The organism is Segetibacter sp. 3557_3, assembly GCF_004354985.1.
Classification (GTDB): domain Bacteria; phylum Bacteroidota; class Bacteroidia; order Chitinophagales; family Chitinophagaceae; genus Segetibacter.
Window position 1 is genome coordinate 101,293 of record NZ_SMSK01000009.1, and the last position, 17,191, is coordinate 118,483.

Here is a 17,191-nt window from a genome sequence, read left to right on the forward strand (position 1 = left end):
ATCATGGCGCTTCAAAAACTTATTTATAAAACGGCTATTGTCGGACTGCTCATTACAGGGGCCGGATCGTGTTCCAAAGATTTTGTTGATCTTACCAATCCGCAAAGCCTCCCGCTTAACGGCACGATCACCGATCTGAAATCGTTAACCAATGCCACCAATGGCGTTTACAGCTATTTTCAAAGCATCGATTACTACAACCGCACGTTTGTGCTACTGCCCGAGCTGATGGCTGACAACGTATACATTAGCAGGAGAAATGTAGGATTTTACCTGAACTACGATAACCTTGCGGTTTCGAGTAATGATGGAAATGCGTTGGGCGCATGGGCATCCATGTACAACGTGATCTCGAATGCTAACCTTGCTATTGCAGCAGGCGAGGCACTCCCGGTTAATTCGGCTACCGAGGGGGGTATAAAACAAGCAATCGGCGAAATGTATGCAGCAAGGGCGCTGGCGCATTTCGACCTTGTTCGCCTGTTTGCGCAGCCCTATAGCTTTACTGCAGACGCTAACCATCCCGGGGTGCCCATCATTACTACAGCGCAAAAGGCGATTATCTCTCCTGCACGGAATACGGTTAAAGAGGTATATGACCAGGTGATTGCCGATTTTACCAAAGCAATCACTTTGCTTAATGTGGCAAAGAAGGGTGGCTACTTTACCCCGGATGCAGCTAAAGCCCTCTTAGCTAAAGTATACCTGTACAAAGGTGATTGGGCCAATGCCGAAAGTTTTGCCAGCCAGGTAATAGCCAGTGGAAATCATTCCCTTTTGACCAATGCACAGTATATCGCGAGTTGGGCTAATGATTTTAGTGTTGAGTCGTTGTTTGAGATAGAGAATACACCAACAGACCGCCCAGCGGTTAATGGTATAGGTTTCTTTTACGAGCAAACTGCTTATGGTGATGCACTTGCAACAAAAGACCTTTACGATACCTACGCTGCCACTGATATTAGAAGGCAGCTGATACAACCGGGCGTTCGTGCAAATGCCGAAAACCCAGCGTACATTGTTAAGAAGTATCCAAAAGGACTAACAACACAGGATGACAACGTTAAAGTAATCCGCCTCGCCGAAGTTTACCTCATTCGTGCGGAAGCAAGAGCTGCACAGGGCGGCAAAGATGCGTTGGCGCAGGCCGACCTGAATACCATCATTCAAAGGGCTGAACCCACCGCTGCACCAGTAACACTAACCGGCCAGGCATTAATCGACCGGATCATGCTTGAGCGCAGGAAAGAGCTGGCCTTTGAAGGCAATCGACTCTTTGATCTTACCCGGAGAAAGATGAATGTAAACCTAATCCAGTCCGATAAGTCAACGGTTATCACCTACCCATCAAATAAATTAATACTGCCAATCCCGCTTGCTGAAAAAAATGCAAATCCGGGTATAGCGCAAAACCCGGGTTATTAAGGATAGCAAAACACTTGTCACGCTCCCGAAGCACCCGGATCAATGGAAAAGCGGTTTGCCTTGTTAATTTAACGGGAAAACCGCTTTTTCCTTTTCTTTTCGGCCTGATGAAGTGTACAGTATTGTATTTTTAACCGCACTAGTTTAAAGAAGAACAAACTTATTCTGATATGAGAAATTTGAGGTGGCTATTGGTTTTAATGATAGCCGTACAATTTGCCGCTTGCTCAAAAGATAGTGGCGGAGGAAACCCGATTATTGACCCTCCCCCACCGGTGAATACAGGTAATACGATCCCTCAGGTGGATGACGGTGTGCGCGACTTTATGGCCCGGTTTAATGTTCCCGGATTATCGCTGGCGATTGTAAAGGATGGCAAACTGATTTATGCCAGGGGTTATGGTTTTGGCGATCAGACTACTGCCAGGGCTGTTGACACGGCAAGCCTTTTCCGTATCGCGAGTCTCTCTAAACCAATAACCGCTATAACCATTTTAAAACTTGTTGAAGAAGGAAAGCTATCCTTGTCAGCGAAGGTGTTTGGACCCGGAGGCGTGCTTGGAACAGAATATGGCGGCCAACCGTATCAAAATAATATCACCAACATCACGGTTCAGCAATTGTTGCAGCATACCGCGGGTGGCTGGACAAACGATGCAAATGACCCGATGTTTACCGCCAACAATATGAGTTCAAGGGAGCTGATCTCCTGGACGATCGACAATCGTCCCTTAACCACAACACCAGGTACAACTTATGCTTACTCAAATTTTGGCTACAATATACTCGGAAGAATAATCGAGAAGGTGAGCAACAAGACCTATGAAGAACATGTAAAATCAGCTATTCTTGCTCCGTTAGGTATTACCAGGATGCAAATCGGTGGCAACACCGAAGCAGAGCGTAAAACCGATGAGGTAAAGTATTATGGGCAAAGCAGCCAAAACCCCTATATCTATAATATCGCACGTATGGATGCCCATGGTGGATGGATCGGTTCGGCAAAAGACCTGATGAAACTGGTTGTTGCTGCAGATGGGTTTAATACCAGGCCTGATATCCTTAGTGCTGCCTCTATTCAAACCATGACGACGGGCTCATCCGCTAACCCAAGCTATGGAATGGGTTGGATGGTAAACAGCTCCAACAACTGGTGGCATACAGGCGCACTGCCTGGTACCGCTACCATGCTGGCACGCGCCTCAAATGGTTTCAGCTGGGCTATACTCACTAACACCCGCAGCATGGACGCCAACTTTGGAAATGAAATGGACCAGTTGATTTGGCGGGCCATCAACAACCCAAATACGCAATGGCCCACTAAAGACCTGTTCTAAATGATGCGTCGGTTGAACTGATAAATGTTGCTGAAGGGCTTTGTTTGTTTTGGCGGCACATATCGCAAGGGCTATCGTCAACATCGCTCAACAGCATTGTTGCCGTACAAGTGAGTGACACAACCGGAGCATCATAGTATTGATTCAGCTGGTCTCCAAAACCTTTCTGGAAGAATTGTTCAGCCTATATCAGCCTATAAACGTATTACAGTTGAAGCTTAGACACATTGTTTTTCTGGTCGCCGCAACATTATTTTGCAGTAGTTTGTTTGCACAAACACCCCGCTTTGTTACCGACAGCCTTGACCAGTATATCGCCACCGGCATGAAAGACTGGAACATTCCGGGCCTGGCCATTGCCATCATCAAGGACGGTAAAACTGTTGTGATGAAAGGTTATGGCGTGAGAGATTTAAAGTCCCAGGAGCCGGTGGATGAAAATACCCTTTTCATCATCGCAAGCAATTCGAAGCTGGTGACCGGTACCGCAATGGCTAACCTGCAGCACCAAAAGAAGCTCTCGCTCGACGATAAGGTTACCAGGTATCACCCCGAGTTTCGCCTTTATGATACGCTAACTACCGGCATGGTCACCATCCGTGACCTGCTCAGTCATCGCCTCGGGTTGAAAACATTTCATGGTGATCTTGCAAACTGGAACACCAAGTATTCCCGCAAAGACATTATTTCGAATATGCGGTTGCTGAAGCCCGTAGGCCAGTTCAGGCAGGACTATGGATATTCAAATAGCGCTTTTGTTGCCGCAGGTGAAATCATTCCTGTTGTAACCGGCAAATCGTGGAGCAACTATGTACAGGAGACCATACTTACACCATTGGGTATGACCAATACCTATCCTGTAATTGCCGGTATTGAAAACCGCCGGAATGTTTCCAAACCCTACACCAGCGCCTTTACGGGTGTGCTTACTGAATTGCCTTACGACCAAATCGACAACCTGGGTCCGGCCGGTGGCATAGTCAGCAACATAAAAGACGTTAGTAAGTGGATACAAATGCAGCTGGATAGCGGCAATTACCAGGGTAAAAGAATTCTGCCGTGGGAGGTGCTGAAGGAAACCCGGAAAATCAATACGATCATTTCGAGCGAAAAAAACCCCATGCTTCCATCCGGCTTTGTTGGTTACGGACTTGGTGTAAACGTATCGGATTTTGCAGGCAGGATAATTTACCGGCATACCGGCGGGGTCTTTGGCTTTCTAACCAACACCTGCTTTGTTCCCGAGGAAAAGTTGGGGATTGTTATCATGACCAATAACGATAACCAGAACTTCTTTGAGATGTTGAGGGTCCAGATCCTCGATGCCTACCTTGGTGTTCCTTATAGAAATAGAAGTAAGACCATACTACCTGCACACCTAGAGAAAATGGAAGCAGAAAAAACAGCACTTAAGGCTTATCAAAGCCGGATCGGCAAAGCAAAGCCTGCTCTGCCGATGAAAGCTTATGAAGGTACTTATGCCAATACATTGGATGGCAACCTCAGCATCAAAGCCGTGGATGCAAACAAACTGAAAGTGACCTTTGACAACCATGTTAACTTAAGTGCAACCTTGCAGTATATGGATGGTGGCGAATGGCTGATCACTTACGATAATATCGATTATGGTTTTTTTAAAACCGCATTCGACATTTCAGGAGGAAAGGTGCGCTCACTTCCGCTTAGGGTAAGTGATTTCGTTGATTACGATACGTATAACTACACAAAGAAGAACTAATTAAACAAGGCAAGAATGAAGATCAGGCACACCGACATCGTTCGATTTAGTATTCCCATGGAACCGTTTACGATTGCAACCGGCACCATGAAATTTGCGCAAAACGTGCTGATCAGGATACATACGGAAGATGGCTTGTATGGTCTGGGAGAATGTTCGGCTTTTCCTATGATCGTAGGTGAAACACAGGACACCTGCCTTGCGCTGGCTAAAGATTTCGCCGCCATTATCAAAGGCAAAGATGCGGCTGATATTTCAGCCAGGATGAAAGAGATCAATGATTATTGCGCTTACAATACAACGATCAAAAGCGCCTTCGACATGGCTCTCTATGACCTCGCTGCCAAGAGTGCCGGAAAACCCCTTTACCAATACCTGGGAGGTACTAAACGAACCGTAGAAACTGATATTACCATTGGCATTGGCACCCCTGGTGAGATGTCGGCAAGCGCACTGAAATTCAAGGAAAGTGGTGCCAGCATCCTGAAGATTAAAATAGGCAAAAAGGTAAACGAAGATATAGACAGAGTAAGCAGGATCAGGGAAGCGGTAGGTGCAGAAATGACGCTACGACTGGATGCAAACCAGGGCTGGACCTTTGATGAAGCGGTTACCGCATTTGATGCTTTACAGGCATACAATATCGAATTTTGTGAGCAGCCTTTAAGGGCCTATGACGATGGGTTGTTACCGGCGCTGGTTAAGCGATCACCGGTGAAGATTATGGCTGATGAAAGTTGCTATGATCACCATGATGCAAAACGACTGATCGCTGCAAATGCCTGTGATTCCATCAACATAAAGCTGGCAAAAACAGGCGGCATTAGCGAAGCGCTTAAGATCCAGGAACTCGCGGCCCAGGCATCAATCCCATGTATGATGGGCGGAATGCTGGAGAGCCGGCTTGCATTGTCGGCCAAACTTCACGTAGTTTATGCCAGCCCTGCCATTCAGTATTTCGATCTCGATACCTGTATGGTGGGTCACCTGGAAGACCCCATTACCGGCGGGGTGCAATACCATGGCTACTTTCTCGACATCGACGATACCCCCGGCATCGGCGCCGATGTTGACGAAGCATTTTTGAAAAAGTGCGAGAACTTTTCTATCTAATCAACAAACCCGGCCTGCCAGCCCTACCGTTCCATTATACGCTCAAACGAAATGAAAAAGCTTATTTTTTTGTTGTTGATCTCGACCAACCTGTTTGCCCGGCAAAGCCCTGATGAGATTGCCAACCGTATAGACTCAATTTTTAAAGCATACCAGTCAAATACCCCCGGTTGCGCCATTGCAGTTGTAAAAGAAGGTAAAATGGTTTTTTCGAAAGGTTATGGTTTGGCGAGTCTCGACTACGATATTCCCAATACAGCCAACACCGTATTCGACATCGCCTCTGTTTCGAAACAATTTGCCGCATATGCCATCTCCACCTTAATCGAACAAGGAAAGCTGTCGCTTAAAGATGATATCCGCAAGTATCTTCCCGAAGTACCTGATTTTGGAAAGACGATCACCATTGATCACCTGGTACATCATACCAGTGGTTTGCGCGACTGGACCGAAGCGCTTGCTGTTGCCGGGTGGCGCGGAGAAGAGGTGTATTCCATGGCTGACATCATGCGCATGGTAAAACGCCAAAATGGACTCGACTTCCCGCCGGGTTCAAAATACCAGTACTCAAATACCGGCTATAATTTACTCGCCCAGGTGGTTGCAAAGCTTTCCGGAAAAACTTTTGGTAGCTGGACACAGGATAACATTTATACTCCCCTCGGTATGAGTTCAACCCAGTTTCTCGAGAACCATAGAAAGATCATTAAGAACATCGCGTATTCGTATTATCCCGCGAATGCTACCTATGTTAAAGCAAACAGCCAGCTGACTGCACTTGGCTCGAGTTCTATGTTTACATCGGCAAATGATTTTGGCAAATGGATGATCCATTTTCTGCAAGCCTTACGCGATAACAAACCCATTTACAAAAGAATGTTGGAAACAGGCACTTTGGATAATGGCGAAAGAATACCTTATGCATTTGGTTTGGTCGTGGGCGAATACAAAGGTGTGAAGCATGTGTCGCATACGGGTTCTTGGGCGGGATATCGTAGCGTAAGCAACTATTATCCTGATCAAAACCTGGGCATAGTTGTATTGGCCAATCATGCTACCTTTTCGCGCTCCTCAGCCGATGAAGTGGCGGAGTTGTTTTTAAAGGATCAGTTGAAACCACAGTCAACGAGTGCTGCCCCGGGGGTAAGCAATACCGACTCAACCGTAGTGGTCGACTCCACACGCATGAAATCATATACCGGTTTATACAAGCTCGGACCGGGCTGGCTGGTGAACATCACTTTCGAGAACGGCGTGCTCATGACACGGGCTACGGACGAAGATAAATACCAGCTCGATGCAAAAAATGATTCCAGCTTTTGGGTACCCGCTTATGGCGCCGCAATGACCTTTAATAAAGACAGCCGCGGTAAAGTATACCAACTCAGCTATAAAGCCATCAAAGCGCCACGGGTCGTTCCCTTTGTTGCCAATCCAAAAACATTCAGCGACTACGAGGGTGAATATTACAGTTCCGAATTAAGTGCCGTGTACCGGGTATACCGCAAAGCAGATAAACTATTTATCGAGCATATGCGCCATGGCGAACATGAATTAAAATCAATCGGCAACGATGAATTTTTCGGCAATGCCATTGGTGAAATTCGTTTCGACCGGGCAAGCAAAAAGGTTAGTGGTTTTGGGTTATCTGCTGGAAGAATAAAGGATATCCCCTTTGTAAAAAGATAAATAGAACGGAACACGGATTGCACGGGTTGAAAGGATGAGTCTTCCTAAACCACTGACAGATATAAGTAGTCATCAATTAATGTTATTAGTTAGGCTTGCTCGTTAATTGACTTGGCCAGTAGGGATTGAAAGTACAAGCGTGCGACCCGCCAACAATTACCATTGGCTTTAATACCCTGTTTCATAGGCTATTTACTTCATTGCCGACCTTTAACCAATGGTTTTATCGGCAAGATTAAATTGGAAATCACCAAGATGAACTCATTATGAAAAAGCTTTTTTGCCTTATATTTTCTGTAGTAACAACTTTCAGTTTCCTGGATGCGCAACAGGCAACGATTCAGTCATACACGAAGAAAACGTTCATGATCCCGATGCGCGATGGGGTGAAACTTTTTACCGTGGTATTGTCACCGGCAAATACCACAACGGCTTTTCCCATCGTGATCCAACGCACGCCGTATGGTGCAGATGTTCCCGATAGTTACGATATTCTTAAGGTGCCTTATGTTGCTGCAATGGCAAAGGAGGGATACATTTTTGTTTTCCAGGATATGCGTGGCAAGTTTAAAAGTGAAGGCCTTTTTGAAATGAGTAAGCCATTGTACCACTTAACGGACAAGACTAAGGTTGATGAAAGCACCGACGCCTACGACACCGTAGACTGGTTGGTAAAAAATGTACCGAACAACAATGGCAAGGCTGGCATTTTTGGTATCTCCTATCTTGGCTGGACCGCACTCGATGCCACCACGGATCCACATCCGGCACTGAAAGCAAGTTCTCCCCAGGCCTCTCCGGCTGATTGGTTTCTGGGCGATGATATGCACCACAACGGGGCCTTCCGCTTGAGTTATGGTTTTGAATACAGTTACATGGTTGAAAACGACAAAGAAAAGAACAGCAGTTTTCCTTTCCCTCAATATGATCTTTACCATTGGTACCTGAACCTGGGCCCGCTTAAAAACGTCAACCCCACCCACTTCAAAAACCGGCTTCCTTCCTGGAACAATTTTGCAGCACATCCCAATTATGATTCTTTCTGGAAGCGACAAACAAGGCTTTCCAGCATTCTTTACCCGCAGATACCCATATTGCATGTAGGCGGTTACTACGACCAGGAAGACCTGAACGGTCCGCAGGTTATGTATAGTCAGCTTGAGAAGCGGGATACATCAAACCGGAACTATTTATTGCTTGGACCATGGTACCATGGTCAGTGGGCGGGAGCTAAAGGCGATAGCCTTGGCAAAATAGATTTTGGGAGTAAAACAGCGGTATATTTCCAGGATATGCAAAAGCGATGGTTTGACTTTTGGCTAAAAGGAATTGAAAAAGAAAAATTACCCGAGGTTACGGCTTTTCAAACCGGCAGCAATACCTGGAAATCGTATAATGCATGGCCACCAAAAGATGCTGAAATCAAGCGACTGTTTACACAGGCAGATGGCACCTGCAGTTTCAACAAACCACCCGGGGCAACAGCGGCCGTAAGCTATATTAGCGACCCTGCTAAACCTGTCCCCTATCGAACACAGCCCATTGAACCAACTTATTTTCCCGGTAGCAGGTGGAAGATCTGGCAGGTAGAAGACCAACGTTTTGTAAGCACACGTCCGGACGTGGCAAGCTTTACGGCTGATAGCCTGCAAGCTGACTTAACGGTCACGGGAAACGTAAAGGCCCACCTGTTTGTAAGCACCACTGGTACCGATGCCGACTTTGTTGTAAAGCTCATTGATGTGTACCCCGGCTTTGACGCACGCAATATTGAAATGAGTGGTTATGAGTTCCCGGTTGCAATGGAAGTATTCAGGGGCAGGTTTAGAAAAAGCTTCGAGAAACCTCAGCCAATGGTACCGGGTAAACCCGAAGAAATCGTGATTGATCTGCACCATATCAACCACACTTTTTTGAAAGGTCATAAACTGATGATACAAATTCAAAGTACCTGGTTCCCTGTTATCGATCGCAATCCGCAGAAGTTTGTACCTAATATCTTCGAAGCAAAAACGTCTGATTTTATAAAAGCCACCCAAACCATTCATTGTAATAGTCAGCTTGCCACCTATCTCGAATTGCCGGTTGTAAAATCATAAATCACGCGATTACCGTAACCAATCCTTAAGTTTATTTTTAGCGTTGTGCAGGCCCCGCAATCTGCATTATTTATAGATTTTCATCAAGGGGTTTCTAACGATCTCTGCTGGTCGGGATCTTCCGGGTTATTTGGGAAAGCACCTTACTTGCAAACGCTGCAGGTGCCTCCGTCTTTTGAACAACGTTTACAGTACTTACAATTGCTGCAGGCTTTGCACTCGGCGCTGCAAGTCGCCCTTAAGGTTTTACTTTCCACCGGTGCAAAGATGAATGTCATCAAAACTGCCGCAAGTGACCAGGTGAGTGTTTTTTTCATTTTAGGTAGAAGTTCTTTAATGCTTTAGTAGAAAGGGAAAGATATTGTACTTAAAGGATACCCGCAGCACTATTGAAGTTGCGCGTGTATCTTATTTTTTTGGGGCCAGTTCAAAATGTTATGAAGAAAAAGAACAGGGTTGATCATGTCTTTGCTTTATACCTGGCTATCACCAAAAGCTATGGTGTGGATATTGCATCATTGCGGCAAACAACTTTCTATGATTGAAACTGCATTGGTAGTAGGTGCAACCGGTATTGTGGGTAGCAACCTTGCCACGGAACTTATTGCAAATGGTTGCACAACCTATGGCTTATCGCGAGCTGGTAGAAATAGCATCCACGGTCTCCAACCTGTTGCAGCCGACTTGCTCAATCCCGAAAGTCTTGCGCAGGCACTGGCAGACATTTATCCTACCCATGTTTTTATAACCAGCTGGATGCGCAATGATACTGAAGCGGAAAACATTCGGGTCAACGGCGCCATGGTCCGTAACGTGCTTCATGCGTTATCATCAAAAGGCAGTGTTCAACATGTTGCACTTGTAACTGGTCTTAAGCATTATCTCGGTCCTTTCGATGCTTATGCCAGCGAGGGTACTTTACCCGAAACACCCTTATCCGAAACGCAACCAAGGCTCGATTTAGAGAACTTTTACTATGCACAGGAAGATGAAGTTTACGCCGCAGCCGCGCGTGATAATTTTACATGGAGCATTCATCGACCCCACACAATTATTGGTATGGCTATAGGCAACCTGATGAACATGGGTTCTACGCTCGCTGTTTATGCTGCTATTTGCAAAGAAGAGGGATTGCCTTTCAGATGGCCCGGGTCGGAAGCGCAATGGAAAGGGCTTTCCGATGTAACTGATGCCCGTGTACTAGCCAAACACCTTATGTGGGCAGCAACGACACAAGCAGCACATAACGAGGCGTTCAATGTTGTTAACGGTGACTATTTTCGCTGGAGCTCACTCTGGTTTAAGCTAGCCAATTGGTTCGAAATAGATGCGATTGGATGGGAAGGATCAATCGTTCCATTGGAAATTGAAATGGCTAAATACAACGCAGTATGGTCGGGCATAGCAAGCAGACACAATTTAACCGAATCCAATCTCAACAAGCTGGCATCCGCCTGGCATACCGACCTTGATCTGGGGCGCCCGATCGAGGTCATGACAGATATGTCTAAAAGCAGGAAGCTTGGCTTTTTAACCTACCAAAAAACTGAGGACTCTTTTTACCACTTGTTTGCACAGATGCGGGAAGATCGATTTATTCCGTAATTGGAGATTGGGTTTTAAGGTATTAAGGTAATAAGGTATGGGGTATGGGGATTTGCAGGTAATAGCTGTCGGATGACTGCTCTTACAAGTGCGCGTGCGCTAATGTAATTGGGCGCAACCCCAAGCTGCGCAAGGGGTCGGGCTTTTCGCTACTACTCCGCCACAGGGCAACCCTGCAGTGCCTTCAGCGGGGTAGCCGCTTCAATCCCTTGCGCTTCAATTACGTAAACGAAAATGTTGATACTTTCATAACAATAGGTATAAGGTATTGGGGTATTGAGTTATTGGGTATTGAGGTATTGGGAAGGAAGGTTGATAAGTTGATAAGTTGAAAGGTTGATAGGTTGTGGAGCTTGATCTTTTATGGAAGCAATCCATTTCTGAAGAGCAGCTTGTGCGCGGGAAAGCTCACCCCGTTGTTTCAGGTATTCTTAGGAACACCTGAAACAGGAGATGATTTTTGATGAGGGCTTTGTGTCCGGAAACGGCTCATGGTTTCTTCCTTAGTAGTTCCTCAACCGCCCGATGGTAGTATCAAGTGCAACCTTTAATTTATCGATTGCTCCATCAAGTGCATGTTCTTCTGTAGCACCATTGTTGGTAACAGCAATCGGCTGCATTCCCTCCAGTCGCGCTTCGAGCATACAACGTTTATCATCCTGACCAGGTTTATGGCTATTCTCGTCATTGATATGTACTTCAAGCCTTGTGATACGTTCGGCAAAACGGGTAAGCGATTTATTAAGCGTGTCTTCTAATGGAGCCCTAAATGCTTCACTTCCTTTTATACTATTGTCGGTATTAAATTGAATATGCATTTGCTTGTATTTATTTGTTTGTAATAATATTTTTAGTTTCCTGCAAGCTCGAAGCGATACGTGGCTGCTAGTCCGGTGGCGGTCGGCATGAATTCTTTTGGAACTACAACTACTTTTCCTCCTCTTGCGCTAACCAATTCGCCGATATCATCCAGCAAATCATCCACCTCGGGGTGCTCCAGGCTTCCTTTTTTAATAGTACCGTTCTCCTCGTCCAGCATGCCCGGCACCACTTTATCTGCTTCTACGAGTAAAACATCCACCCTGCTTTCTGCCGCGGCTTTTGCAGCATGGTCAATTGCATCACTTCCCAGATTTTTCGAACTTGCTTCTTCAAAAGCATTCGCCAGCGATTTTAGGTTTTCCGTATAAGCGACCTTCATAACATCCCAGGCCATCTGTAAAAATCGTTCAGTATCTACTGATTTTGGATTCACCATTATACCTTCTTTTAAGAGCAGGGGATTTTTATTCACCTTTTGAAAAAGACTATGGTGTTCAGGGAGTGCTGCCAAAATAAGCGGGAGACCAGATGGCTTGGATATCTCCTTATAAACCACATCCGCAGCGGCACGAAAAAAACGCTCTGCATCTATATCCAATTCGTCTTTCCTACTTCCATGACCATGCACCATGTTTCCCTGGTTTCCACCTACCCCACCATAAGAAGCAACCGTTAAATGTTCTTCGGTTAGTTCTGCTCCAAGTGCTGCTTCAATTGTATTGGGAAAGTCTTCGGGTAAATCAACTTGGGCAATTGCGTGCCGGTTTCCCTCGTATAGCTGGAAGTCGCGAAGGCTTAAGCCAAGTACCTGGAACCTGTCTGCTGATTGGAGGTATTTCTTTAATGGCTTAATATGAAAATTATCCGCAACCACTGCGAGGTCATTAAATGTAACAGGAACCCGTACTACTTTAAAATAATCTCTGGCACTAAACACTGCAAGGCCATCCAGCGTATGAGCCCAAAACTGTTTATCGGCCAGCAAAGCTTCAAAAGGAGCAAGAAGCACTGCTGAATCATCAGCAGAATTATATTGTGCTATCGACTCCTCTAATTGCTTCACCTGGTTTTTAAACTTTATCGGGTCCTGCAAATTATCGGGATGATTTCGATGTGTCGTCATATAAAGCGACAAACACGGCGCGGTACTTACCGTCTTTAACTCGTTTATGGTATTTTGATTTAAGTTTTCCATATAACCTCTTGGTTTATGATAATCTAAAAATGGGTTTGATATTTCAATTACCTGTTTACGGTAAGTGACCTGATTGTTGATGCCGCCAGCACCAGGTTTTTGTGTTAGAAGTAGAAAAACAATGGTGCTTAAACAGGTTGATTGTTGGCTATTGTAGCTGGTAAGGTCGATCAGGCCCGGTGTACAAGCAGACGGGTGACAACACCTTAAAGCAACCCGCCGATAAATTAAACAACCAGCCATAAGGTCCACCCTGGTTTCTCATTGAAACTGACCAATCAAAGTCCAAATTCCTGTCTGGCGACAATTCATGATGGCACGGCAGATTCCCAGGTCATGAGACCATAAAGGCTGAGTCAGCCATTCCTTCCGGGTTTCTTACGGGTATTCCAATCCTGTTACCAAGAGCCCTGGCGATCTCCGTTTTAACCTGGTTCTGTAATTCATTGCCGGAACGTTCGAATTGAAGGCAGCCGTTTACTTCCCTGATGATGTTATCATTGCATAGCTGCTTTTCGATGTCGCCATGCATTACTGTAATGCGGTACTCTGCGCCATCATCTTTTGTTTTACACAGAATAAGTGAATGATAACGTGATTGACGAAACTCAAATCCAATAACAAGAAACCTGTTCATAGAATTGTAGTTTGAAGATTAACTGAAATGTAGTGGGTGATTCTAAAGGGTATGCGCAATCACTAAACCGGGCTAAATACCGGATAGTACGCAAGTGCATGGCATCCTGCTTGCCACCTGGGGGAAAACTGAGCTTTGAACTAACAGCCTAAGCATATCGTTATAATAGCCTTAAATTGCTAACCTGCATAGGTAATACCCATCTAACTTCGGGCACGATGCAGTTGTAATATCTCGTTCGGGCAGTCATCGACTTATAAGATTAAATCAAGAAGTACAATAACAACAAGCCGTGCCTGCCACAAGCAATGGAGATTTCGCAAAAAAACGCTATGGTATTATCATCCCTCTTGAAGCTCCTTTGTTAAACCTAATAGTTGATGCATTAAGGTCATGCGATACAACAATGCATAGCCCCGGTAGATGTGTAACCCTTGAAATCAAAGTAATGTCAAAGCGTCTACACAATCATAAGACAGGATAACGCGAAGGATGAGTTATGCCCGTTTCGGAGGTGGTGAATGAGGCTCCTTCCCGGCTAAAGAAAGTGTGTTAGGATAATTGGGAAAGTATTCGGTAGGAAAATCTAAAATTTGCAAACGACTGTAAAGCGGAACATCAAAGTATAAATCAACAGTGGGAGAAATCGTCTCGATATCGTCCTCATCGCTTTCCGGAACAGGATTATCAAATACATTTTCGGAGATTAATTCGTAAACACTTTCAATGGTATTCACCGAAGGATCTTCTTTAAAATTTGCAATGCTGTGTTTCACATTTCTCAGATCTGGTGGATCGATAGAAATGTTTATTATTTGAAGGACTAAAATCCAGCAAACAACCTGTTTAATAATATTTTTAATTGAATAGGTTTTCATCAGCAGTAAGCAAATATAAGAAACGGATTTTTGGGATGGGTTAATCTTATGTTATCATGGCTTTTACAATTTTGGTGTTAAGTTCAGTTGAGGTACAAGAGAATAATGTGCTAATAAATCTGCCAGGTGTTTATCCATGCATCTTTTTAAAAACGTTTTTTGATGGATTTCTCATACCGGGGTATGCAAGTAGTTCAATAATGAAAGCGTCATTTGTGGCGTATACAGGTTATACTTTGCATACGAAGCCTCATTGCCAATTTTTATTGTCCATGCATGGGGAGTTCCTGCAAGTTCTTTAAACATTTCTTCATCCGTAGAATCATCGCCAAATGCCATGATAAAGTCGTATGCTTTTTCTGACATTAAGGTTCTTGTGAGCACCCCGCTCCCAATACCCTTGTTACGTACTTCCACCGTATAACTTCCCTGTACAACTTGCAAATTCCGGTTGCGTGTCAATTGCAATAATTCGCTATACAATTCGCCTGCCCGTATTTTAGCTTGCTGTGGTTCTGCATTGCTGAAGTGCCAAACCAGTGAAAATTCCTTTTCTTCTATATACGTGTTTGCGCACCTTTTCACAGACAAGTCTAAAACCGGCATAACCAGCTCCCGCCATTTATCATCCTGATGAATGTACCTGTCCACTAACCATTCCTCGTTATGCCGCTTAACTTTTGCACCATGTCCTGCTACAAGGTTCAGCCGTAGAAGGCCAAACCAATTATCCAACGTTGCACTATTTCTGCCACTAAGCAGATAAATACAATTTCGTTGATCTGCTGAAAGGTTTGCCAGAAGGCTAAGTACCTCTTCGCCTGGTTCAGATTGATCTGCGAGGGGCGAAAATGGAACCAGTGTTCCATTGTAATCCAGAAGTAAAAGCCTTTTACTGGCCAGGTGATAATCCTGGTACAACAGTCTTTTTGCATCCTGGCCAAGAAACATAAATTCGAATTCGGTTTGCCTTTTTTTGATGTTCGCCAGTTGTGTAAAGAAGTCTTCCGCCCAGGTATTTACGTCGTACTGAATAAGCCTGTTTTGCATTCTAACCAAACGCCTTGATTGTTCCGCTTCGCTCATTTCAAGGCCCTCCTTAATTTTACGCGCAAGACCATCCAGGTCATTGGGATTAATCAGCAGTGCATCGGTCAGCTCACGGGCTGCACCCGTTAGTTCGCTAAGTAACAACACGCCCTTATGATCTTGCCGGCTTGCAACGAATTCTTTCGCAACCAGGTTCATTCCGTCACGCAATGGTGTAATCAGGGCGAGGTCGCATCCGGTATAAAGTGCGATTAATTGTTCAAAACTCAATTGGTTGTATTGATATACTACCGGCTTCCACGTTATTGTACCAATACGGCTATTAATATTGCCGATAAACTCATCAATTTCTTTTTTTCGTTCGGCATACTTTGGTATCGTATCGCGGGAAGGCACAATAACCATAATGAAAACGACTTTCTCGCGATAAGCGGGAAACAAGTTTAAAAACCATTCGTATGCTTTTAACCTTGAAAAAACACCTTTGGTATAATCAAGGCGGTCAACCGAAAAAAGAATTTTTTTATCACGAAACTCCTGTTTATAAAAGCTCCTAAGTGAGGCTACTTCTTTGAACGAGAAAGCAGCATGGTATTTCTGAAAGTCGATGCTAATCGGAAACACGTCTACCCTTACAAGCCGGTTTTTATACGTTACAATGTTGTTTTCCGACCCAAGCCCCATCACCATTTGTAAACAGTTTAAGAAATGGGTAGCGTAATCTATGGTATGAAAACCGATAAGATCTGTCCCAAGAACGCCTTCTAACAACCCCTGTTGCCACTGCGTCGGCATAAGCCTGAACAATTCATAAGATGGAAACGGTATATGCAGAAAAAAACCTATTGTTACCGACGGCAGATGTTCGCGTATCATCGCTGCAAGCGGAAACAAATGATAATCGTGAATCCAGATGGTATCTCCCTCCCTGGCATTTCTAATCACAACATCAAGAAAGTTGGCATTAGCAGCGCTGTAGCTCTCATAATAGTCGATCTTATATTCGGCATAAGACGGAAAATAATGAAACAGTGGCCATAGCACGGAGTTTGAAAAGCCGTTATAGTACAGGTTATAAAGCCTGGCGTTTACGAAAACAGGCAGGTACGTGAAATCACTTTTTACAAGTCCTTCTTTCGCCTGAACCCATTCTGCCTGGCTGCAGCACGGGGTTCCTATCCAAATGTTTTCATCAAAGCCGGTACTTCCCTTTTCACCGGCATAGTTCAGGTAACTACTAACCGCACTGATCAATCCGCCAGAGGAAACATTCACCTGAACTTGGCCGTTTACTGTTTCGATATTTACAGGAAGCCTATTGGAAATAATGTAAAGTTTTTTATTCATGATAAGCGAGTTTATTGCCGAAGCAGGATGAGTCGCCCGATTAAGGTACGCCGCGGTTGTAGAATGATGTGTCCCAGATGAAAATCCAGGTAGATCAGGTGGCACCTTGTTCGAAAAAGATGATCTATACCCGTGTAGCAAAGTGCTTATAGAGCCTGAGTCCGCAATTTAGTTTTCCAGCATTAAGCAATGCCCGCTTTAATGTTAAATCTGTTTCCCGATTCAACTATGATGACACAACAGCCTGGTTTATAAT

The 17,191-nt window shown here is 44.8% G+C and carries 12 protein-coding genes; 7 read left to right on the forward strand and 5 right to left on the reverse strand.

Going from position 1 to position 17,191, the window contains the following annotated elements:
* Positions 1 to 3: 3 nt before the first annotated feature.
* From EXU57_RS14635 to EXU57_RS14665, 7 genes are all read left to right on the forward strand, one after another.
* Positions 4 to 1,425 carry a RagB/SusD family nutrient uptake outer membrane protein gene (locus EXU57_RS14635; RefSeq protein WP_133268972.1) on the forward strand — a complete coding sequence of 474 codons (1,422 nt, stop codon included), beginning with the start codon at positions 4 to 6 and terminating at the stop codon, positions 1,423 to 1,425.
* Between the two features lie 170 nt (positions 1,426 to 1,595).
* Positions 1,596 to 2,762: a serine hydrolase domain-containing protein gene (locus EXU57_RS14640; protein ID WP_133268973.1), complete on the forward strand. Its 1,167-nt coding sequence runs from the start codon at positions 1,596 to 1,598 to the stop codon at positions 2,760 to 2,762.
* A gap of 211 nt (positions 2,763 to 2,973) precedes the next feature.
* Positions 2,974 to 4,500, forward strand: a complete 1,527-nt coding sequence (locus EXU57_RS14645; RefSeq protein WP_243745604.1) for a serine hydrolase — start codon at positions 2,974 to 2,976, stop codon at positions 4,498 to 4,500.
* Between the two features lie 15 nt (positions 4,501 to 4,515).
* Complete coding sequence (locus EXU57_RS14650; protein ID WP_133268974.1) at positions 4,516 to 5,613, forward strand: mandelate racemase/muconate lactonizing enzyme family protein; 1,098 nt, start codon at positions 4,516 to 4,518, stop codon at positions 5,611 to 5,613.
* Positions 5,614 to 5,664: 51 nt separating this feature from the next.
* Entirely contained in the window at positions 5,665 to 7,302 is a 1,638-nt protein-coding gene (locus tag EXU57_RS14655; protein ID WP_133268975.1) for a serine hydrolase domain-containing protein, read from the forward strand.
* Between the two features lie 266 nt (positions 7,303 to 7,568).
* Positions 7,569 to 9,401, forward strand: coding sequence for a CocE/NonD family hydrolase (locus EXU57_RS14660; RefSeq protein ID WP_133268976.1), 1,833 nt, complete (start codon positions 7,569 to 7,571; stop codon positions 9,399 to 9,401).
* A gap of 537 nt (positions 9,402 to 9,938) precedes the next feature.
* Positions 9,939 to 11,006 carry an SDR family oxidoreductase gene (locus EXU57_RS14665; RefSeq protein ID WP_133268977.1) on the forward strand — a complete coding sequence of 356 codons (1,068 nt, stop codon included), beginning with the start codon at positions 9,939 to 9,941 and terminating at the stop codon, positions 11,004 to 11,006.
* A 503-nt stretch (positions 11,007 to 11,509) separates the two neighbouring features.
* On the opposite strand, the gene EXU57_RS14670 is transcribed toward EXU57_RS14665, so the two are convergent.
* The 5 genes from EXU57_RS14670 to EXU57_RS14690 form a co-directional block, all read right to left on the reverse strand.
* The gene (locus EXU57_RS14670) at positions 11,510 to 11,824 is read right to left on the reverse strand and encodes an HPF/RaiA family ribosome-associated protein (protein WP_133268978.1); all 315 of its coding nucleotides are present in this window, start codon (positions 11,822 to 11,824) and stop codon (positions 11,510 to 11,512) included.
* Positions 11,825 to 11,856: 32 nt separating this feature from the next.
* On the reverse strand, positions 11,857 to 13,023 hold the full coding sequence (locus EXU57_RS14675; protein ID WP_133268979.1) for a hypothetical protein: 1,167 nt from the start codon (positions 13,021 to 13,023) through the stop codon (positions 11,857 to 11,859).
* Positions 13,024 to 13,357: 334 nt separating this feature from the next.
* Positions 13,358 to 13,660: a hypothetical protein gene (locus EXU57_RS14680; RefSeq protein ID WP_133268980.1), complete on the reverse strand. Its 303-nt coding sequence runs from the start codon at positions 13,658 to 13,660 to the stop codon at positions 13,358 to 13,360.
* Positions 13,661 to 14,157: 497 nt separating this feature from the next.
* Positions 14,158 to 14,436: a hypothetical protein gene (locus tag EXU57_RS14685; protein ID WP_133268981.1), complete on the reverse strand. Its 279-nt coding sequence runs from the start codon at positions 14,434 to 14,436 to the stop codon at positions 14,158 to 14,160.
* Between the two features lie 273 nt (positions 14,437 to 14,709).
* On the reverse strand, positions 14,710 to 16,935 hold the full coding sequence (locus EXU57_RS14690) for a bifunctional alpha,alpha-trehalose-phosphate synthase (UDP-forming)/trehalose-phosphatase (protein ID WP_133268982.1): 2,226 nt from the start codon (positions 16,933 to 16,935) through the stop codon (positions 14,710 to 14,712).
* Between the last annotated feature and the right edge of the window lie 256 nt (positions 16,936 to 17,191).

Bases quoted from the DNA above. Each gene is read 5' to 3' on its own strand.
- EXU57_RS14675 (WP_133268979.1), bottom strand. From the start codon at position 13,023: ATGGAAAACTTAAATCAAAATACCATAAACGAGTTAAAGACGGTAAGT.
- EXU57_RS14655 (WP_133268975.1), top strand. From the start codon at position 5,665: ATGAAAAAGCTTATTTTTTTGTTGTTGATCTCGACCAACCTGTTTGCC.
- EXU57_RS14640 (WP_133268973.1), top strand. From the start codon at position 1,596: ATGAGAAATTTGAGGTGGCTATTGGTTTTAATGATAGCCGTACAATTT.
- EXU57_RS14670 (WP_133268978.1), bottom strand. From the start codon at position 11,824: ATGCATATTCAATTTAATACCGACAATAGTATAAAAGGAAGTGAAGCA.
- EXU57_RS14665 (WP_133268977.1), top strand. From the start codon at position 9,939: ATGATTGAAACTGCATTGGTAGTAGGTGCAACCGGTATTGTGGGTAGC.
- EXU57_RS14690 (WP_133268982.1), bottom strand. From the start codon at position 16,935: ATGAATAAAAAACTTTACATTATTTCCAATAGGCTTCCTGTAAATATC.
- EXU57_RS14660 (WP_133268976.1), top strand. From the start codon at position 7,569: ATGAAAAAGCTTTTTTGCCTTATATTTTCTGTAGTAACAACTTTCAGT.
- EXU57_RS14680 (WP_133268980.1), bottom strand. From the start codon at position 13,660: ATGAACAGGTTTCTTGTTATTGGATTTGAGTTTCGTCAATCACGTTAT.
- EXU57_RS14635 (WP_133268972.1), top strand. From the start codon at position 4: ATGGCGCTTCAAAAACTTATTTATAAAACGGCTATTGTCGGACTGCTC.
- EXU57_RS14650 (WP_133268974.1), top strand. From the start codon at position 4,516: ATGAAGATCAGGCACACCGACATCGTTCGATTTAGTATTCCCATGGAA.